Genomic DNA, 18,419 nt, shown 5'->3' on the forward strand with positions numbered 1-18,419 from the left:
AAATCTCGGCGGAGAGGGCGCGTTAACGATCGGCTTTTCGGTAGTTCCATTACCGGGCACAGATGTGGCGAAAAACCGACGATATCGCGGCGGGATGTCCGTAGCTGGCGCACGCGTTAACGGACCCGGGCGATCGTGACGCCGAAATTGTCAGTGCGATGCATCGCTTCTGTTACGTGAATCTGCGTCATGCGGACGCGCATGATTGTCGTGCAAATGAATCGATGAAAGCGTACAAGCGTTGCCGCCAGAATGTTCAATTTCGACAGCAATCCTGTCTCATTCAAAGACATAACCAATCATCGATTAAGCAAAACGTCGTCAGCAAGACGTCGAAAGCAAGACGTCAAAAGGGAGATGCGTCATGGCTCGACTCGATACCAGCTATCTGCCTCACGGCAATCCCTGCGCCCAGTGCGGCAAGCCGATCGCAAGACCCGATTGGGTCGAGAGCAGTCCGGGCCGCACATCCTTCCTCTGGTTCTGCCGCGCCTGCGACTATCGCTTCGAGGCGATCGCAATCTACGAGGAAGCGGATCCCGACGCGCTCGCAGCCTGAAGCAATGATCTAGGCCGCAGCGCGGCCGCTGTTCTGGTGAATCGGCAATCGCATCCGAACCACCAGTCCATGCGGCTGCCGGTCGTGCAGCGACAGCGTGCCGCCATGCGCCGTTGCGATGGCGTTGGTGATCGATAGACCAAGGCCGAAGCCCGCCGCTTCGTCCATATTGCGGGCCTCGTCGCCGCGCACGAACGGCTCCAGCACATTCTGCTTTTGCGCATCCGAAATGCCGGGGCCGTCGTCTTCGACGTCGATGGTGAGTTGATCCGCCGAGACGCGAAGGCGGATCACCGCTTCGGCGCCGAATCTCACGGCATTCTCCACCAGATTGGTGACGGCGCGGTGCAGGTCGTCGGGCCGCACCGTGGCCATGGCATGCGCGGGGCCGTCATAGGCGACCTTGCGGCCTATGTCGGCGAACTGGTCGGTGATGAGCTGCAGCGTGCTGGCGATGTCGGCCAGCGTCATGGCCTCTAACCTGCGGCCGTTGCGCAGGAACGACAGCACGGACTCAAGCATCGAGCGCATCTGGTCGAGATCGTCGAGCATGCGGCTGCGATGGGTCTCGTCCTCGATGAACTCGGAGCGCAGACGCATTCTCGTAATCGGCGTGCGCAGATCGTGGCTGATCGCGGCGAGCATTTTTGTGCGGTCGTCGATCAGGCCGGTGATGCGCTGGCGCATGCGATTGAGCGCGCGCGCGACCGAGCGGATTTCCTCCGGCCCGCGTTCGGGCAGCGGCGCCGCGGCGCTGTTGAGGCTGAAGTTCTCGGCGGCCTTTGCGAATGACGACAACGGCGCGGTCAACGCCCGCGCCGCCCACAGGCCAAGCAAAGTGACGCTGATGACGGCAAACAGCAGCGTCATCATCCAGGGGCCGCCGAGAAACGGCGGCCGCGGCCGATCCGGCATGTTCGGAGCAGGTCGAACTCGGCGCTGGTCATCGCCACGTGCGCGCCCTCGGGATTGCGCAATTCGCGCAGCTGGACATCGATCCGCCAGCCGGCAAACGCCAGCACGGTCGCGCCCTCAGTGGCGCTGGCGGTGTAGGCGGCGGCCTGCCGGCGCAGCACCGCGTTGATCCGGGCCAGCAATTCGCGCGGGTTGAACGGTTTTGCCAGATAGTCGTCGGCGCCCATTTCGAGGCCGAGGATGCGATCGATGTCCTCGCCGCGCGCGGTCAGCATGATGATCGGGGTCTGCGATTGCGCGCGCACCTTGCGGCAGAGGGTGAGGCCGTCCTCGCCGGGCAGCATGACGTCGAGGATCAGGAGATCGACCCTGCGGTCGGTCATGGCGCGGGCCATCTCGCGGCCGTCGGCTGCAGTCGTGACGTTGCAGGCGTTGGCGGTCCCGGCGGCGCCGGCGGTCCCCCTCCCGGCGGTCCGCTGCCTGCGGATGGCGCGTCCTCCAGCGACGACTCCTCCTCGTCGAGCACGACTTCGATCGACGACATTCTCAAGCAGTTCCTGCAATCGCTGCAGGAATCGCTGTCGGCTTCGGCGTCGACGAGCTACGGCGCGACCGGCACTTCGAGCAGCAGCAGCGCGTCGTTCTCGGCGCTGCTGATCGACTATCAGAGCTGATTTTCCCCGCGCAGCTCCGTACCTTGCAACCATCCTTTCCGACAGGGAAGGATGGTTGTCCTTTTTTGCGGCTGGAACCGCGCGGTTGCTGCGGCGTTGATTCACCTGTTCATTTGTGGAGGGTGCGATGGCAATCGACGTCATGGCCATGCCGCATCAGTTGATCGCGAGCGACCGTGTCGAGGGGACCGCGGTGCGCCGGCCGAACGGGGACATGATCGGCCATATCGAACGGCTGATGATCGACAAGGTCACCGGTAAAGTATCCTATGCAATCCTGAGTTTCGGCGGCTTTCTCGGCATCGGCGCCAATCTGATTCCGTTGCCGTGGGGACGGCTTCGCTACAACATGAAGTTCGAAGCCTATGAACTCGACATCGACGATGAAGAGCTGAAGCGCGCGCCGTCGTTCCGTGCCGACAAGGATTTCGACTGGGGCGATCGCGCAAAGGAAGCCGAGCTGCATCGCTATTACGGCATGCCGCCTTATTGGGGCGGCTTCTGACCGCAGTGCGGCGCACGTTTCCGTGCGAAAAGCGTGGAACACTTGTTGAAGTGACGGGTTCTTCCAGAGCGTTTCTGAAATGAGGAGATGAGGAGAACCGATATGTTAACCAAAACTGCCGTTGCCGGCCTCGCGGCTTCCGCGCTGCTGGCAAGTGTCGCGTTCGCGCAACAAAGTCCTTCGGCAACGACTGACAGCGCCACCACCGCCGCGCCTGCGGCTGCGTCCGATACCTCGTCGTTCAAGGGCAACTGGCGTACGTCGAAGATGGTCGGCCTGAATGTGTACAACGACAGCAACGAAAGCCTCGGGTCGATCAACGATCTTTTGGCCGACAAGAGCGGCGACATCAAAGCCGTGGTGATCGGCGTCGGCGGGTTCCTCGGGGTCGGCGAGCATCTGGTTGCGGTACCGATCGACAAGGTGAAGTTCGTCGATGAGCCGATTGCCTATACCGGCACGGCCGGCGCGCCTGCCACCGGTGGCGCAAGGCCTGGGACGACAGGCACGGGTACGACGACGGGTGCCGCTCCGCCCGCGCCTGCCGCCGCGCCCAAGAAGAATCCGTGGTATCCGGACCATGCCGTGTTCAGCGCGACCAAGGATCAGCTGAAGTCGATGCCGGAGTTCAAGTACTCGACCGAGTGAGGTGTCGGTCGCGCAGCAATGACTCTCACAAATGGCCGGACGGCGTAAGCCGCCCGGCCATTGTGTTTATGGGCGTGTGTTTTATGGGCGCATGCTGGCGTAAACGCTCGCAATGGTGCAGCGCATCCTATTCACGATGCGCGTCCCGATGTTAGGTTGTATCTGGCAGGAGCACCTGCGTCCTGCCTTGCATAGACCCTTGCATCAACGGGAGGACGACATGGCTGATAGCGTCTACAAGGTCATCGAGCTGATCGGCACCAGCACGGAATCCTGGGAGAAGGCCGCCGCCACCGCGGTCAGTCGCGCTGGAGAGTCGCTGCGCGATCTGCGCGTCGCCGAGGTCATGAAGCTCGATCTGCAACTGGACGCCAGCGGCAAGGTCGAAGCCTACCGTGCCAAGCTGAGCCTTTCGTTCAAGTTCGAGGGGTCGTAGCGGCGGCGTGAAGCGTAGGGTGCGCAAAGGCGCGCACGCGCCGTGCCCACCATCTTCATGAGAAAGAAAACGTTGGGCACGCTTCGCTTTGCCCACCCTACAGATCTCATCACAGCCCCGGCAGCGCGCTCACGTAGACGTTGATCGCGCCTTCGGCTTCCGCGATCACGCGCAGCGTTTTGGAATCGAAGGCGATGTCGGCGAGGCGCAGCTTGCTGATCTCGGCCGAGACCCGCAGGCCCTCCTCGTTCTTCTGGAAATCGGCGATCACGGCCGCAATCTTTTTCTGGGCGTTGGCGGCGAACGGCTTGAGGTCGACGGTCGCCTTTTCCGCCAGCGTCTTTTGCAGGTGCGGGATGGCCGCGCGCGCCGCGGCGCCCAATAGCCCGAAGGCGGCTTCCGACTCGACGGCGAGTTCGATATCGGTCAGCCGCAGCGTCTGCTCGGCGTGATCGAGCACCGGCCTTCCCCAGATATGCACATTGGCCTCGCCGCCCAGCCCCAGGAAGCTCTTCTTTTCCTTGGCGCTCACCAGCAGCGAAATCAGCAGGCGATTGCCCGACGCCGCGACGCTGGCGCGCTTGACGGTGACGCCGACCGAGCCGGAACCATCTTCCGGAAAAGTCTTTCCGGCGAACTGCGCTTCCACGATTCTGTTGATATCGGTGAAGGGCATGTCGATGGGAACGCCGATCGCGACCCGTCCCGGCGTCGGCGGCACGGTGACGATCTCAGCGGGGAACGGGCAGGACGGCTTGGTCTCACCCGGCGTGATGCGGGTCTCCGCCTCGATGCCGAGCGTCAGCGTAAGGTTCGAAGCGTCGATGCGCGGCTGCGCGGCGATCGCCCGTGTGGGGCGCAATTCCAGCCACAGCGTCGGCATCGTCGAGCCGGCCGTCGTGCCCTGCAGCGGGATCGAGCGGCAGGCCTTGGCCCACTGCACGCGCGCGTTCTGTTCGAAGGTCGGATCGTTGCGCATGCGCGCCTGCACCAGCGCGATCTGCTCGGCGACATTTTTGTCGATCAACGGCTTCACCTGCGCGGGCACGTTGACGCGCGCGCCGGCCACGCTGAGGCTGGTGTCGCCGAGATTGACCTGTGCCGCCAAATTTGGATCGATGCGCCAGTTCGCGGCGATCTTCGGCCGCGCTGATATGACGACGTTGCCCTTGATCTCGGCGCTGGCGTTGAGGTTCTTGATGTTCACGCTGCCGATTTGTTTCGCGACATTGCCGCCGAGCAGGCCGCCGAGCGCGTCGCCAACAGCACCGGTCGCCTTCGCCGACAGCGAGCCGGTTACGTTCAATGTGCCGGTTAGCGGCGTCGTCAGCGACAGCACGTCCTGCGCGCCGGTCGCTGCGATCGGCCCGCGCGAGGCGGTCCAGCCGATATCGGCGTTCTGCAGGATCTGCGATATCGGATTGTCGGCTTTGCCGGTGAACGATCGCGGCGCGCCGCGATCGGCGGCGTCGCGGATCGCCGACAGCGTCACCGCAATCGGCGCCATCACGGTGGATGCGCGCGGTGCCGGCGGCAGCGGCGGCAACTCGGCGAGCGGCGGCGGCCGGTTCGTGGCGCGCGGCGCGACGAAGTCCATCACCTTCAGGCTGGCCACAAACGAGACGATGACGACCGCGAGCGCAATCAAAATCGTCTTGAGATGCATCGGCAGACGCATCGTCCCCCCGGATCCCCAATGAATCGCCCCGAAGCATTTTACAGTGAACGGTGGAGGTACGCTAGTGCAGGAGCTTATGTCCTTAGAGACGCCATACTTCGTCTCGGCACGATAATCCCAACACCGCTTCGCCGGCCAATGAATCGCGAGGAATTATTGTTCGGGCACTCCGGCCATGCCCATGCCCTCGCAAAGGCGCCTGCGCCTAGCGAGAAAAACTTGATTATCGCTCGATGCGTTGAGACGGAAGCGGCGGACTGTGAAGGTCGGCTCGAGCGCCAGCCCTGCCTGCGTGGCGGCCCGCGCCTGGTCCAGTTGACCGGTCAGTGCGAGAGCGGCAGCGAGATGGAAATGAGCCAGAGGGTAACCGCGATTGGTCTCGATGCTGCGACGTAGCCATGTGATTCCTTCGCCATCGGCACCAAGCTGCAGCTTGGCGAGAGCACGGAAGTACAGCCACCGAAAGCTGAAAGTATCCCGCGGCGAGAGCCGCAGTGCCTCGTTGATGTGAGCCTCGGTTTCCTCGCTGCGGCCGATATAGACCTTCGCCAAGCCGATCATTCCATGGGCGTCGGCCAGGTTTCGATCCAGCGCCAATGCCCGCTCGCATTCGGCAATGCCTTGAGCTGCGCGATTGGTCAGGTTTTGTACGACCCCAAGCAACATATGCGCCCGCGCATGCTGAGGAGCCATGTTCAATACCTTGATCAAGCCATGCTCGGCAGCCTCAAGGTATCCGGTTCGATCATCAGTAAAAAAGGAAGCGCCGATCGCAATATTGGCCTGCGCCAAGCCCGCCATCGCCTCGATATTGCCGGGGTCAAGCGTCAGCGCACGATCGAAGAACCCGCAGGCTTGCGCCATATATTCGGGAGTTATCCCTTTGTTGACATGAACCCTGCCCTGGAAATACAGGTCCATCGCATCGGGATGCTGCGAACGTTCTGCTCGTCGCGCCTCAGCTTCAATGAATTGGGCATTTAATGTATTGGCGAGCCGGGAGACGATTTCGTCCTGCATGTCGAACAGATCAGTGATGGTTTTATCGAATCGTTCGGCCCAAAGATGGTTACCGGTTTCAACGTCTATAAGTTGCACATTTATCCGCAGCCGGTTGTCGCCACGTTGCGGAGCCCTCGAGGACATAGCGAACGTTCAGTTCAGTACCGAGCTTGCGTACATCGATAGTTTTCGCTTTGAATGTGAAGGCCGTATTGCGAGCAATCACGAATGAGCCGGCGATCCGCGACAAGTCCGTGGTGAGGCTCTCGGTGATACCATCGACGAAATAATCCTGTTCCGGTCCACCGCCGAGATTGATGAACGGAAGCACCACGATGGAAAGGCGCTCCGGTGAGTTCATCGCGATTGGCGCGTTACCGGGCAGTGCAGGAGCGGGTTCGGACGGTTCTATCCTGTCGTTTGCTGATGCGGCGGATTCGGACGTCTGCGCTTCCAGCACCCGTCCGACGAAACGAAAGCCTTTGCGCGGCAGCGTCTTGATAAGACGCTGTTCTGAGCCGGAATCGCCGATCGTGCTCCGGGCGGCATTCAGGCGGGTCGTCACTGCCACCTCAGACACGGCACGCCCGTTCCAAATAGCCTTGACCAGTTCATCTTTGCTGACGACACGCTCCCTGTTGCGGATCAGGTAATCGAGAAGGTCGAATACCTGTGGCGCGACGGAGAGGATCTCCGCCCCGCGATACAACTCGCGCCGGTCAGTATCGAATGCGAACTCCTCGAAGAGGTAACGCAAGCTGCCACTCCCTTCGCTGGCCTAAGATCATCGGGCTCCAGCGTCGTTGCAGCGAAGAATAGGCCGCCGGTAAGGAAAATGTAAGCCGACCGTAAAGCGTGTCGGCCAATGTTCTGGCACTCTCGCGTGGGTGGAAGTGCTGTTCTCAGGGTGGTGGCGCAATGAACCCCCCGGGAGCGACAAAGGAGGTGATCATGCGGCTGCTGCGAGCGACACTATTCTCGATCATTCTTGCTGGTGCGCCGGTGACCACCGGATCTACGGCCGACGGGAACGGAGCTTGGCCGGTTCGTCCCGTACGGATCATCGTCCCGATTGGCACCGGCTCGGCGCCGGATGCAGTCGCGCGGCTCGTCGGCGATGGTCTTCGCCAGCGATGGGGCCAGCCGGTCGTCATCGAGAACCGCGCAGGTGCTGATGCGAGTGTGGGCACAGGAGCGTTTGCCAACGCCAACGACGATCATACGTTGCTCTATGGGTTCGCTTCCGCGCTCACCGTCAACCCGCTGATCCAGGAGAAGGTGCCTTTCGATCCCGCGCGCGATTTTGTCTCCATTTCTCCCGTAGCCAACACCGTCATTGCCGTGGCCGTACATCGCGATCTCCCCGTTTACTCCCTTGCCGATCTCGCGCGGGTTGCGCAGGACATGCCAGGAAAAATTCTATGGGGTTCCGGTCCCAGCCTGCCGCGCTTCATCTTTGCCGCGTTTCTGAAGCGGCGGAAGCTTGAGATGCTATACGTCCCGTATCGGGACGTGGCGGCCCCGCCAATCGATCTGGCCGAAGGCCGGATACAGGTGCTCATCACTTCTCTGCAGGCGACCATTGGGCCCGTGCAGTCCGGCAAAGCCCGTGTCATCGCAATTACGAACACGCGCCGGGCCGCGACGCTGCCCGATGTGCCGATCGCCTCCGAGGCCGGCCATCCGGAGATGTCGATCGACGGTCTTGCCGGGTTCTTTGGCTGGCGCGGCATGCCAACGAAGCTGCGCGACAGGATTTCAGCCGACATTGCGGAGGTCCTTAGAGACCCCGAGATACGTGCGCGGATTGAGGCTTCAGGACAGCTTGTGCTTGGCGGCACACCAGAGGAATTCGCCGCTGCGATCGAACAGCAACGCGCCCGAATCGCCGAAATTGCAGCGCTCATCGATCTCAAGGACGTGAAGTGAGCATAATCTGCGCCGCTGCTCGCGCCAACGGGCCGAAAGCTTCAGAACTCCGATTTTCTCTGCTTCGAACCTTGTTGGAGGTGTTCCAGATGACACGATACCGGAAGCTTGGTTACGTCGAGTTGAACGTTGAGAGCATCGCGCGGTCGGCAACTTTCTACAGGGATGTTGCAGGGCTTCAGCATGTGCGGCAGCGACAGGATGGCTCCGTTCTCTTGCGCTGTGACATGGACGCTTATTCCGTCGTTCTTCATGAGAAGGCCCCAGCAGGGCTCAAGTGCGTCGGATTGATGCTCGAAGATGCTTCGCAATTCGAGGCCCTTCACGTTCAGCTTCGTGAGCACGGGACGGCTTATAAGGAACTCTCGGCATCGGAGTGCAAATTGCGGCAAATCGCGCGAGCCACGCGCATCACCGAACCGAACACGCAGGCCACCCTCGAGTTCTATATCCCCGCCGATGATGCGTCCGATCGGACCTTCCAACCGACCCACACCAGGATTCAGCGGCTCGGCCACATCGTTCTCGGCACGCAGCGCAGCAGCGAAGCGGTTGTCTTCTTCCGTGACGTGCTGAACTTCCGCGTTTCCGACAGTATTGGTGAAACGGTGACGTTCATGCGTCCGTATCCCAATCCGTTTCATCACGGCATCGGGGTGGTATGTAGTGGGCATCCAATGCTCCATCACGTCAACTTCATGGTCACGGAAATTGATGACATCGGCCGCGCTTTGCACCGGCTCCGGGCACAGGGCGCTGCGATCGTCCACGGGCCGGGAAGGCACCCGACATCTGGCAGCGTCTTCCTTTATTTCCTCGACCCGGATGGGATTACGCTTGAATACAGCTTCGGTATGGAGGAGTTCCTCGAAATCCACGCGCGCGAGCCGCGCGTGCTTCCCGCCGCACCCGAATCGATCGACAGCTGGGGCGCCACGCGTGACCCCAGAATGGGGAGCGTCGGCGAGATCGAGGTCGCCACGATTGCATGAAGCAAACGATGGGTTGTTTTCCCGGCTCACAATCCCACCGCCTTGTCAGAAGCCTGTGGAACGCGCAGACAATCGTCGCGTTGACCATCGACGAGAACGTCCGCCATTGTCAGATCAATATTGGCTCAGCAAAGTCAATTCCTACCCCCGATACCATGGCCGATTGCAAAAACGGCCCCGGCGAATGCCGGGGCCGCGTTCCGCGTTCGAAACCTTGTCGGCTTACCGGATGGTGCCGCCGAGATCGGCGCGGCGATCCGTCATCGGCAGCACGATCACCTTGGTTCCGACGCTGACCCGCGAATAGAGATCGCTGACGTCTTCGTTGGTGAGGCGGAGGCAGCCTGAGGAAACACGGGTACCGATCGTCTCCGGCGCGTTAGTGCCGTGGATGCGGTAGATGGTGCCGCCGAGATACATCGCGCGGGCGCCGAGCGGGTTGCCGGGGCCGCCGGCCATGTGGCGCGGCAGATAGGGCTGGCGGGCGATCATTTGCGGGGGCGGGGTCCAGGCCGGCCACTCGGCCTTGCGGCTGATCGTTTGCGTGCCGGACCAGGTGAACCCGTCGCGGCCGATGCCGATGCCATAGCGCATCGCCTGGCCGTTACCGAGCACGAGGTAGAGATAGGTGTTCGGGGTATCGATGATAACAGTGCCCGGCGCCTCGCGGGTCGGGTAGCTCACGACCTGGCGACGCAGGCGCGCCGGCAGTTCGATCGAGCGGTCTTCTTCGTCCCGGGGCGCAGCCTGCACCGGCGGGGCCGCTTCGATCTGCGGCAGGAAAAACGGAAACAGCGGCAGCGGAGCCGCGGCGGCGGGTGCGGAAAATCCGGTCGCGCCGATCGCCAGCGCGCCAAAAATGGCGGCAGCAAAGCGGGTATTGAGGCCAAATGAATTAAACATTGGTCGTCCCCTGTTCTACGCCCAGTCGCGCCGTTTTCGGCGCGTCGTTGGGGAAACGTGTACAGGTGAACCGTTTCAGGACATTTGCACAAAATCGCCAAAATGGTTTCGTCGCGTTAGGGAATTGTTTCATTAAGGTTTCGTTGACGGCCGCGGCCCTCTTCTTGAGCCCAGCGCAGCCGGCTTTTGGGGATCGGTGCCTCAAAGCAGCGGCGAGATGGGTGAGGGGTTTTTCCGCGGAGAAAGAACTCTCATTCGCCCGCGAATCGATCGACTGCCTGTCTCCGGCAGGCATAGCCCTTGCCCAGGCTTTCTTCGCTTGACCAACGGCGCATTGACCAGCGCGCTAGCTCCTGTTCTGCCGTTGTCGCCGCTCGAGGCGAAGTCTTTGCGCTCTCATGCGTTTGATGTCCTCTTCGAGCGCTTCCATCTCCGCGTTGCGCCGCTCGTCTTTTGACTCCGGATCGGCGGAGCGGATTTTTTCAGAGCCTTCTAGACGGAGAGTTTGGTTGTTTTAGCCATGGCGATCCTCTCGATCCCAGAACATGCAGAGCGGGAACCTGTCAAATTCATGGGTGCTGACCAAGGCGCTTCCTTGATTTGAGTCAATGTCCATAAAGAGACAGTGGCCTTATGCTCTTCCACGTCACGGATAACGGTTCGTCGATCTGATGCTGCTGGTCCGGTCGACGGAGTACTCACCACCAGTGTGGAGGGAAGGAGGCATGAAATGTCTGACTGCGGTGCTCGCGGCAATGCTCTTGCTTGCGCGAGCGGAAGCAAGCCATGCGCTGGTTCGAATTACTGATGACCGGGGCGGTCAGATCGGCCGCTACGTAGATCGATATGAAAAATTGCGAGCGTCAGGACACGCGATCGTCATCGATGGCCTTTGCGCCTCCGCCTGCACAATTGTCCTCGGCACGATCCCCTACAACAAGATCTGTGTAACTCCGAATGCCGAGTTCGCCTTCCACGCCGCCTGGGATCTCGGAAGGCGCGGACGGGTTATTCCGAACCCGGAAGCAACCAGAGAGCTCTTTTCAATGTATCCATCGCAGGTCCAGCGCTGGATCGCCAGTCGCGGCGGCTTGTCTGCGCGCACGATCTTTCTGCGAGGCAGGCAGCTCGCAGCGATGTATCCTGCCTGCTACGGGGGCACGCAAGCTGCTACGACGCGGCGCATCGAGGGTTCTGCCTTAGGCAATCCCGGCCGACGGGAGCGGCCACCGGGAGCGGCGTTGCTACCACGCTGACAATCTACCTGATCGAAGGAAAAGCCGGCTGGAGCCAATCAGGCTTTAGCCGGCGCGCATTCGCGGTGTCCCGGCAGCGCCGGCGCCGAGCACGACCCGGCGGTCGGTGACCGCATGGTGGAATTGCTCGAGCGTCAGCGCGATCACCGACAGATCGCTTTCCTCGACGGTGCCGTCGTCATAGCAATCCAGCGTCTCGCGCAACATGCCGTCGGCCGCGGTTTGCATTTCGGCCAGTTCCTCCGGCGTTTCGGCCTTCCTCACTCTGGAAATCAGCTCGAGCAAATGATCGCGATGGGCGATGTACTGCTCGCGCTCGTCCCTGTTCCAGTAATGCCTCAGCCAGGCGCCGGCCGACCCCAGGCCCGAAAGCGCCAGGACCACAAACCAGATGTAGTCGGTGTATTTTTCGAGGAACGTTCGCTCGTTGCCGTCGATATAGGCGGCCGCTCCCGCATGCGCCGGCAACGCGGCATCCTTGTCGGTATCAGGCTTTTCGATCTGCGAGGCGGTCGGCAATTCACGCGCGAGCTGCTGGCGGTTGGTGAAGAGCTGGCGGGCGAAGGCGGCGACCGCCGTGTCCGACAACGACTTCGGCGCGATGATCAGATGGTTGACGGCAACCGTATCGACCTTGTCTTCCGGCCGCTGCGGCGATGAGCCGAAGATGCTGGCGGGAATTTCCTCGGATTCGTAGATCGGGTTCTTCTTCGCGATGGCATCGGCGACGTCGATCGGCAGGAACTTCGGCTCGCCGCGGGCCGCAGCCGTCAACGCGATGGCGTCGACCGTGATCTTGCTCTTGAGTGGGCCGACGGCCATGAACGCGTCGATCGTCTGGTCGCGCGCCATTTCGCCGATCTTGTCAGTGGCGAACTGGCTGATCGTGACCTTGTCGGGATTGATGCCGGACTCTTTCAGGACATTACGCAGCAGCGTGACATTGGCCTGCGTCCGCCCGATCACGCCGACGCGGTGGCCGGCGAGTTCATCGAGACTCTTGATCTTGGGCGTCGGCTGCTTCTTCGAGCCTTTGGCGGGAAGACCTGAAGGCGCCCACAGCACGACGACATTCTTGCGCAGGATGGCGACCGACTCGGCGTTCTCCGGCAGGTTGAGGTCGCCGCGGGCGACCGCGAGATCGGCCTTGCCGGCGGTGAACAACGCGATGCTTTCCGCCGCCCCTTCTGTCGTGACCAGCGACAGCCGCACCGAGCTGCCCTCGCGCGCGAACGTCTGCGCCATCAGCTGGACCAGTTTCTGGTCCTCGCTGCCGGCAGGTCCCACCGCGATCCGCAGCGTCGTCGGCCGCAGCACGTAATACAGCGCGCCGGCGGCAACGCCGAAGGCGAGCATGCCGGCGGCAAGGATCAGAAGCGCGTAGCTCCGCCGCTGTCGCCGGCGGCGGGATCGTGCTGGATTGTCGTTCGGGTCTGACATCATTCTGTCACGTTACATGAAAAGCGTGGAGTTGGGTTTAAAAAACAACCTTACAGAACGATGACGTCATACGCTTGAAATATCCATGTCCCAACGTCGGATTTGAGAATCATTAATCTCGGGTCCGGGACATGAAGATACTGATCGCGACCGACGCGTGGCATCCGCAGGTGAACGGCGTCGTGCGCACACTGACGTCGCTTAAGCGCAGCGCCTCAGCGCTTGGCGCCGACATCAGCTTTCTCACGCCTGACGGGTTTCCGTCGATGCCCCTGCCGACCTATCCCGGCTTGCGCATCGCGCTGCCGAACCGCCGCGAGATCGCGCGCCGGATCGAGGAAGCCGTGCCGGACGCCATCCACATCGCGACTGAAGGACCAATCGGCTGGGCGGCGCGCGCCTATTGCCGCCGCCGCAAGCTTGCGTTTACCACGTCCTATACGACGCGCTTTCCCGAATATGTCGCCGTCCGCACTGGGCTCCCGCTCGGCGTCGGCTATGCGGTGATGCGGCACTTTCATGCCGCGTCTGCCACGACCATGGTCGCGACCGATTCGCTGCGCCAGGAACTTTCCGCGCGGGGGTTCCGCAAGCTCGGCTTCTGGACGCGCGGCGTCGACACCGAACTGTTCAACCCGCATGCGCCGGCGGCGCTCGATCTGCCGCGGCCGATCTTCATGACGATGGGCCGCGTCGCGGTGGAAAAGAATCTCGAAGCGTTTCTGTCGCTCGACCTGCCGGGCTCGAAAGTGGTCGTCGGCGACGGGCCGCAGAAGGCACAACTCGCAAAGCAATACCCTGGCGCGATCTTCCTCGGCGAGAAGAAGGGCGCGGACCTGACCGCGCTTCTTGCGGCTGCCGACGTCTTCGTGTTTCCGAGCCTCACCGATACGTTCGGCGTCGTACAGCTCGAGGCATTGGCCTGCGGGACGCCGGTCGCGGCGTTTCCGGTCACCGGCCCGAAGGACGTCATCGCCGATCATCCGATCGGCGCGATCGACACCGATCTGCGCAGCGCGTGCCTGCGCGCGCTGACGATGTCGCGCGAGGCCTGCCGGAATTTTGCGCTTTCGCGTTCCTGGGAAAACAGCGCGCGGCAGTTCATCGGCAATTTGACGGCGCTGCAGCCAAGCCGCGCGCTGCGGCCGGTGCGCCGGGCGCCCGCCGCGAGCGCCGTGCAGGGTTGAATATCAAACCAGTCATACGAGTGAGACGAGAAGGCAGGACCACCATGGCAGACATCATCAAGCTTGACGGTACGAGGCAGCTCGATTTTGACCGCGAAACGGTCGAGCAGGCCTATGATCGCTGGGCGCCGGTTTACGACCTCGTGTTCGGCGGCGTGTTCAGCAAGGGCCGCAAGGCGGCGATCCAGGCGACCAACAACATCGGTGGCCGCGTGCTCGAGGTCGGCGTCGGTACCGGCATTTCGCTGCCGCTATACGCGCCGCATCTGCGCATCTTCGGCACCGACATTTCGGAGGCGATGCTGCAGAAGGCGAAGAAGCGCGTCGACGAGTTCGGCCTGAAGAACGTCGAGGGGCTTGCGGTGATGGACGCCGAAAACCTCGAATTCCCCGACGATTCGTTCGACGTGGTGATGGCGCAGTATGTCGTCACCGCGGTACCGAACCCGGAAAAGGCGCTCGACGAATTCGCTCGCGTGCTGCGGCCGGGCGGCGAACTCATCATCCTGACCCGCGTCAGCGCCGACGCCGGCATGCGCCGCTTCATCGAGCAGCGGCTGCAGCCGGTGGTGCGTCCGCTCGGTTTCCGCACGGCTGAATTCGCCTGGTCGCGCTATGCGCAATGGCTGGCCGGCGCGGGCGGCATCGAACTGGCGGAGCGCCGCCTGGTGCCGCCGCTCGGCCATTTCTCCCTGGTGCGTTTTCGCAAAGTCGACGTCGCTGCGGCAGCCTGACACGTAGCGGCTGCTGTTGCGTCATCGCGTCGCTGCAAGCCGTCACATGTCAACATGATGATGTCACATGCCGGACATCGAATCTCAGTAGACACAAACCCGAAAGCATTTGGGGGTAGAGAATGATCAAGAACTTCCTGCAGGAACTGCGAACCCAGCGCTGGGACGACCATCGCTACTATCACCACAGCCGCATCAACCAATCGCTGCACTTCGTCAGCGCCGCGAGCTTCCTGTTCGCCTATGCGATGCTGTTCTTCGATCCCGTGGTGTCGGCTCTGGTCGGCTGGCTGGTCTCGATGACGACGCGGCAGGCCGGTCACTTCTTCTTCGAGCCGCGCGGTTACGACCACGTCAACCACGCGACCCACGAGCACAAGGAAGAGATCAAGGTCGGTTACAATTTGCAGCGCAAGGTCGTGCTGATGGCGATCTGGGCGCTGTCGCCGCTGGTGCTGTATCTCGATCCGACGCTGTTCGGCCTGTTCACGCCCTGGACCTCGACGGCGGACTTCATGCGCCAGGTGGCGAAGATCTGGCTCGCGGTCGGCATCGGCGGGCTGCTGTTCCGCACCGTGCACCTGTTCTTCATCCGCGACGTCGAGACCGGTCTGGTCTGGATGACGAAGATCCTCACCGACCCCTTCAGCGACCTCAAGCTGTACTACAAGGCGCCGCTGGCGCTGATGAAGGGCGAACTGATTGATCCGGGCTTAGAGAAGCACGTCAAGCACGCGTGAGTGTTGGGCAAGCGAAGAAGCCGACATGCCCGGCCTTGTGCCGGGCATCCACGTTTTTGGGCACCAGTTGTGAAGCCGTCATTGCGAGCGAAGCGGAGCAACCCACCTCTCCGCGCGGGAATAGATGGACTGCTTCGTAGCTTCGCTCCTTTGCGCAAACGCTTCGCGTTTGTCGCGGGCAATGACGAAGCGGGCAGTACGACCGTGATGGTTATCGAAAGTGCGCCCTTAGCGCCCGAACCTCTTGGCGAGCAGCTCTTTCAAAATCTGCCGCTTGATACTCTTGTTGGTGAGGGAAGCATCATGCCACCACCAGCCGTCGCGCTTCATCTTTTCGGCGGCCGCGACAAAGCGGTCGGCGACTTCAGTGAAATCCGCGTCCGTGTAGTTGAGGCTGAAGATCAGCCGGCCGGTGCCGACCCAGCTCAGCGCCAGCCCTTCGGCGCGCAGATAATATTGAAGCATCCAGTTGTAGCGGGACGGCTCGGTATATTGCACCATCCAGATCGAGGAGATGTTGCTGACGCGGACGGGCAGATCGTTTGCCGCCAGCCGCGCGTTCAGCGCTTCGGCGCGGCCGTTCCAGGTCTCGTCGAGGCCCTGATAGACGGCGTTGAAATTGGGGCTAGCGAGGCGGCTGAGGAATTCGTCCATCGCCGTCATCACGTAGGGGTGCGAATTGAAGGTGCCGCGGGCGAAGCAGACGTCGGCGGGGCGGTCGTCGCGAAAACGCCGCATCAGCTCCTTGCGGCCGCAGACGACGCCGACCGGAAGTCCGCCGGCAAGGCTCTTGCCGTAGGTCACCATGTCGGCGCGAACGCCAAAGTATTCCTGGGCGCCTTTGGCGGCGAGGCGGAAGCCGACGAAGACTTCATCGAAGATCAGCACGATGCCGCGCTGGTTACAGACCTCGCGCAGCTTCTTCAGCCATTCGGTGTAGGCCGCGCGATCGAAATTGCCTTTTCGCGAACTGTCGACCAGCGCGGAGTCGCCGGGCGCGTTGGCGTTCGGATGCAGTGCCTGCAGCGGATTGACCAGCACGCAGGCGATGTCCTTGCGCGTGCGCAGCACATGCAGCGTCCGCTCCGACATGTCGGCCAGCGTATAGGTCTCGTGCGGCGAAACGGGATTGCCGACGCCGGGCTGCACGTCGCCCCACCAGCCGTGATAGGCGCCGGCGAAGCGAACCAGGTGCGAGCGCTTGGTGTGGTAGCGCGCCAGCCGCACCGCCTGCATGACGGCTTCGGTGCCGGACATGTGGAACGAGACTTCGTCGAGTCCGGAAATCTCGCACAGCCGGCGGACGTTGTCGGTGATGACGGGGTGATAGGGACCGAGCACGGGCCCAAGCGCGCCGGCGCGCTTTTCGGCTTCCGTGATGCACTCCTTGTAGAAGTCATTGCCAAAGATGTTGACGCCGTAGGAGCCGGTCAGGTCGTGGAACACATTGCCGTCGACATCGGTGACGGTGACGCCGGCGGAAGACTGCATGAAGGCGCCGGTGCCGAGATTTTCCCGGACCAGGCGGCTGTACTGGAACGGCACCCGGTAGCTTTCGGTGAACCGCAGATCGGATATGTGCGCAGCCGCCTCCGCCGTCATCTGCCGGCCCTTGGCGTAGCGCTCCTGATAGAGGCGGGCGAGGCGGAAGAAGGCGTCCTGGCGCTGCATGGCGACGTTGCCGGGCGCGCCGTCGGAACAGAAGAAGCCGTCGATATCGAACTCGTAATGCGGCAGCAGCCGCGCGACCATTTTGGACATTTTGGAATGTCCGGTCAGCGAACGGTGCTTGGCGCGCGACAGCGCCAGCCGCGCCTGCAATTTGGGGAAGACTGCCGCGGCGCCAGCAACCGCAGCGGCGGACAGCGAAAGAATCGGAAGGGACGAATCCATGCCTGAAGCGCTAGCCAATCCTGCTGACAGATTGATGACAATAAGGGGCCTGATCGCCCGCTTCACCCAGCAGGAGGATCTGAATTTCCTCCTGACCAACCGCATCCCGCGGGCGGCGCTGACGCGGTTCATGGGTTGGTTCAGCAAGATCGAGAACCCGTTCGTGCGCGATGCCTCGATCGCGTGCTGGCGGCTGTTTTCAGATCTCGATCTGTCGGAAGCCAAGAAGACCGAGTTCAAGAGCCTGCACGATTGTTTTACGCGCGAACTCCGTCCCGGCCTGCGGCCGGCCAATCCTGACCCCGCCGTCGTGGTCAGCCCCTCCGACGGCATCATCGGCGCCTTCGGCAAAATCGCCGATACCGAACTGTTCCAGATCAAGGGCGCACCTTATTCGCTGTTGGATCTGCTCGGCGATCCCGCGCTGGTGGAGAGCCATCGCAACGGCCGCTTCCTGACGCTGCGGCTGACATCGAGTATGTATCACCGCTTTCATGCGCCGTATGACGGCAAGATCGAGCGCGTGACGTTCATCCATGGCGACGTCTGGAACGTCAATCCGATCGCGCTGAAGCGGGTCGAGCGGCTGTTCTGCAAGAACGAGCGCGCGGTGCTCGAGATGCGCCTGCCGTCGGGCGAAGCGCTGACGCTGGTGCCGGTTGCCGCGATTCTAGTGGCCAGCATCCGGCTGCATTTCCTCGACGTCACGCTCAACGCGCAGAGCAAAGGCCCGACCGTGTTTCCCTGCGATGCCAATGTGCGCAAGGGCGACGAACTCGGCTGGTTCGAGCACGGCTCGACCATCATCGTGCTGACGCCGGAACATTTCGAATTCGCCGACAATGTCGTGGAAGGCGGGCGCATTCACGCAGGCGAGCCGCTGCTGCGAAAACCGTAATTCCTGATCTCGATTTTGCGGCCGCTTGCC

At 62.2% G+C, this 18,419-nt stretch carries 15 protein-coding genes and 3 pseudogenes; 11 read left to right on the forward strand and 7 right to left on the reverse strand.

Annotated elements, in window-relative coordinates; translation table 11 throughout:
* The first annotated feature begins 364 nt into the window (after positions 1-364).
* Positions 365-559 carry a hypothetical protein gene (locus V1286_RS04650; RefSeq protein WP_334477886.1) on the forward strand — a complete coding sequence of 65 codons (195 nt, stop codon included), beginning with the start codon at positions 365-367 and terminating at the stop codon, positions 557-559.
* Between the two features lie 9 nt (positions 560-568).
* Here the strand turns inward: V1286_RS04650 and V1286_RS04655 are convergent.
* Positions 569-1,471: pseudogene (locus V1286_RS04655) on the reverse strand (ATP-binding protein); the annotation flags it as partial.
* Positions 1,472-1,473: 2 nt separating this feature from the next.
* Positions 1,474-1,908, reverse strand: a pseudogene (locus tag V1286_RS04660) (response regulator); the annotation flags it as partial.
* A 367-nt stretch (positions 1,909-2,275) separates the two neighbouring features.
* Between V1286_RS04660 and V1286_RS04665 the strand changes: the two are divergent.
* The 3 genes from V1286_RS04665 to V1286_RS04675 all read left to right on the forward strand — a co-directional run bounded on the left by V1286_RS04665 (position 2,276) and on the right by V1286_RS04675 (position 3,737).
* Positions 2,276-2,653, forward strand: coding sequence for a PRC-barrel domain-containing protein (locus tag V1286_RS04665; RefSeq protein ID WP_334477888.1), 378 nt, complete (start codon positions 2,276-2,278; stop codon positions 2,651-2,653).
* Between the two features lie 102 nt (positions 2,654-2,755).
* Positions 2,756-3,301, forward strand: a complete 546-nt coding sequence (locus tag V1286_RS04670) for a PRC-barrel domain-containing protein (protein WP_334477889.1) — start codon at positions 2,756-2,758, stop codon at positions 3,299-3,301.
* Positions 3,302-3,521: 220 nt separating this feature from the next.
* Positions 3,522-3,737, forward strand: a complete 216-nt coding sequence (locus tag V1286_RS04675) for a dodecin family protein (RefSeq protein ID WP_334477890.1) — start codon at positions 3,522-3,524, stop codon at positions 3,735-3,737.
* A 109-nt stretch (positions 3,738-3,846) separates the two neighbouring features.
* On the opposite strand, the gene V1286_RS04680 is transcribed toward V1286_RS04675, so the two are convergent.
* A complete protein-coding gene (locus tag V1286_RS04680; RefSeq protein WP_334477891.1) occupies positions 3,847-5,415 on the reverse strand; it encodes a DUF4403 family protein in 1,569 nt (522 codons plus the stop codon).
* 153 nt (positions 5,416-5,568) lie between these two features.
* Positions 5,569-7,174: pseudogene (locus V1286_RS04685) on the reverse strand (winged helix-turn-helix domain-containing tetratricopeptide repeat protein).
* Between the two features lie 194 nt (positions 7,175-7,368).
* Here V1286_RS04685 and V1286_RS04690 point away from each other — a divergent pair.
* Both V1286_RS04690 and V1286_RS04695 read left to right on the forward strand, forming a co-directional pair.
* Positions 7,369-8,346 (forward strand): Bug family tripartite tricarboxylate transporter substrate binding protein, encoded by a 978-nt coding sequence (locus V1286_RS04690; protein ID WP_334477892.1) that lies wholly within the window; start codon positions 7,369-7,371, stop codon positions 8,344-8,346.
* 227 nt (positions 8,347-8,573) lie between these two features.
* The gene (locus tag V1286_RS04695) at positions 8,574-9,338 is read left to right on the forward strand and encodes a VOC family protein (RefSeq protein WP_334477893.1); all 765 of its coding nucleotides are present in this window, start codon (positions 8,574-8,576) and stop codon (positions 9,336-9,338) included.
* Positions 9,339-9,560: 222 nt separating this feature from the next.
* Here V1286_RS04695 and V1286_RS04700 read toward each other — a convergent pair whose 3' ends face one another.
* Positions 9,561-10,241: a L,D-transpeptidase gene (locus tag V1286_RS04700; protein ID WP_334477895.1), complete on the reverse strand. Its 681-nt coding sequence runs from the start codon at positions 10,239-10,241 to the stop codon at positions 9,561-9,563.
* 725 nt (positions 10,242-10,966) lie between these two features.
* On the opposite strand from V1286_RS04700, the gene V1286_RS04705 reads away from it, so the two are divergent.
* Positions 10,967-11,497, forward strand: coding sequence for a hypothetical protein (locus V1286_RS04705; protein WP_334477896.1), 531 nt, complete (start codon positions 10,967-10,969; stop codon positions 11,495-11,497).
* Between the two features lie 45 nt (positions 11,498-11,542).
* Here the strand turns inward: V1286_RS04705 and V1286_RS04710 are convergent, their stop codons facing one another.
* The gene (locus V1286_RS04710) at positions 11,543-12,937 is read right to left on the reverse strand and encodes a TAXI family TRAP transporter solute-binding subunit (RefSeq protein ID WP_334477897.1); all 1,395 of its coding nucleotides are present in this window, start codon (positions 12,935-12,937) and stop codon (positions 11,543-11,545) included.
* A gap of 131 nt (positions 12,938-13,068) precedes the next feature.
* Here V1286_RS04710 and V1286_RS04715 point away from each other — a divergent pair, with 131 nt between their 5' ends.
* The 3 genes from V1286_RS04715 to V1286_RS04725 all read left to right on the forward strand — a co-directional run bounded on the left by V1286_RS04715 (position 13,069) and on the right by V1286_RS04725 (position 15,598).
* Positions 13,069-14,124 (forward strand): glycosyltransferase family 4 protein, encoded by a 1,056-nt coding sequence (locus V1286_RS04715; RefSeq protein WP_334477898.1) that lies wholly within the window; start codon positions 13,069-13,071, stop codon positions 14,122-14,124.
* A gap of 44 nt (positions 14,125-14,168) precedes the next feature.
* Positions 14,169-14,858: a class I SAM-dependent methyltransferase gene (locus tag V1286_RS04720; protein ID WP_334477899.1), complete on the forward strand. Its 690-nt coding sequence runs from the start codon at positions 14,169-14,171 to the stop codon at positions 14,856-14,858.
* Positions 14,859-14,980: 122 nt separating this feature from the next.
* A complete protein-coding gene (locus V1286_RS04725; protein ID WP_334477901.1) occupies positions 14,981-15,598 on the forward strand; it encodes a hypothetical protein in 618 nt (205 codons plus the stop codon).
* A gap of 228 nt (positions 15,599-15,826) precedes the next feature.
* Here V1286_RS04725 and V1286_RS04730 read toward each other — a convergent pair whose 3' ends face one another.
* Positions 15,827-17,491 (reverse strand): aminotransferase class III-fold pyridoxal phosphate-dependent enzyme, encoded by a 1,665-nt coding sequence (locus V1286_RS04730; RefSeq protein ID WP_334477902.1) that lies wholly within the window; start codon positions 17,489-17,491, stop codon positions 15,827-15,829.
* 34 nt (positions 17,492-17,525) lie between these two features.
* Here V1286_RS04730 and asd point away from each other — a divergent pair, with 34 nt between their 5' ends.
* Positions 17,526-18,389, forward strand: a complete 864-nt coding sequence (gene asd / locus V1286_RS04735; RefSeq protein WP_334489534.1) for an archaetidylserine decarboxylase — start codon at positions 17,526-17,528, stop codon at positions 18,387-18,389.
* Positions 18,390-18,419 lie beyond the last annotated feature (30 nt).

The sequence above is a fragment of the Bradyrhizobium algeriense genome, assembly GCF_036924595.1.
GTDB classification, from domain to species: Bacteria; Pseudomonadota; Alphaproteobacteria; order Rhizobiales; family Xanthobacteraceae; genus Bradyrhizobium; species Bradyrhizobium algeriense.

Bases quoted from the DNA above. Each gene is read 5' to 3' on its own strand.
- V1286_RS04720 (WP_334477899.1), top strand. From the start codon at position 14,169: ATGGCAGACATCATCAAGCTTGACGGTACGAGGCAGCTCGATTTTGAC.
- V1286_RS04675 (WP_334477890.1), top strand. From the start codon at position 3,522: ATGGCTGATAGCGTCTACAAGGTCATCGAGCTGATCGGCACCAGCACG.
- asd (WP_334489534.1), top strand. From the start codon at position 17,526: ATGACAATAAGGGGCCTGATCGCCCGCTTCACCCAGCAGGAGGATCTG.
- V1286_RS04680 (WP_334477891.1), bottom strand. From the start codon at position 5,415: ATGCGTCTGCCGATGCATCTCAAGACGATTTTGATTGCGCTCGCGGTC.
- V1286_RS04650 (WP_334477886.1), top strand. From the start codon at position 365: ATGGCTCGACTCGATACCAGCTATCTGCCTCACGGCAATCCCTGCGCC.
- V1286_RS04715 (WP_334477898.1), top strand. From the start codon at position 13,069: ATGAAGATACTGATCGCGACCGACGCGTGGCATCCGCAGGTGAACGGC.
- V1286_RS04690 (WP_334477892.1), top strand. From the start codon at position 7,369: ATGCGGCTGCTGCGAGCGACACTATTCTCGATCATTCTTGCTGGTGCG.
- V1286_RS04705 (WP_334477896.1), top strand. From the start codon at position 10,967: ATGAAATGTCTGACTGCGGTGCTCGCGGCAATGCTCTTGCTTGCGCGA.
- V1286_RS04725 (WP_334477901.1), top strand. From the start codon at position 14,981: ATGATCAAGAACTTCCTGCAGGAACTGCGAACCCAGCGCTGGGACGAC.
- V1286_RS04665 (WP_334477888.1), top strand. From the start codon at position 2,276: ATGGCAATCGACGTCATGGCCATGCCGCATCAGTTGATCGCGAGCGAC.
- V1286_RS04730 (WP_334477902.1), bottom strand. From the start codon at position 17,491: ATGGATTCGTCCCTTCCGATTCTTTCGCTGTCCGCCGCTGCGGTTGCT.
- V1286_RS04710 (WP_334477897.1), bottom strand. From the start codon at position 12,937: ATGTCAGACCCGAACGACAATCCAGCACGATCCCGCCGCCGGCGACAG.
- V1286_RS04695 (WP_334477893.1), top strand. From the start codon at position 8,574: ATGGACGCTTATTCCGTCGTTCTTCATGAGAAGGCCCCAGCAGGGCTC.
- V1286_RS04670 (WP_334477889.1), top strand. From the start codon at position 2,756: ATGTTAACCAAAACTGCCGTTGCCGGCCTCGCGGCTTCCGCGCTGCTG.
- V1286_RS04700 (WP_334477895.1), bottom strand. From the start codon at position 10,241: ATGTTTAATTCATTTGGCCTCAATACCCGCTTTGCTGCCGCCATTTTT.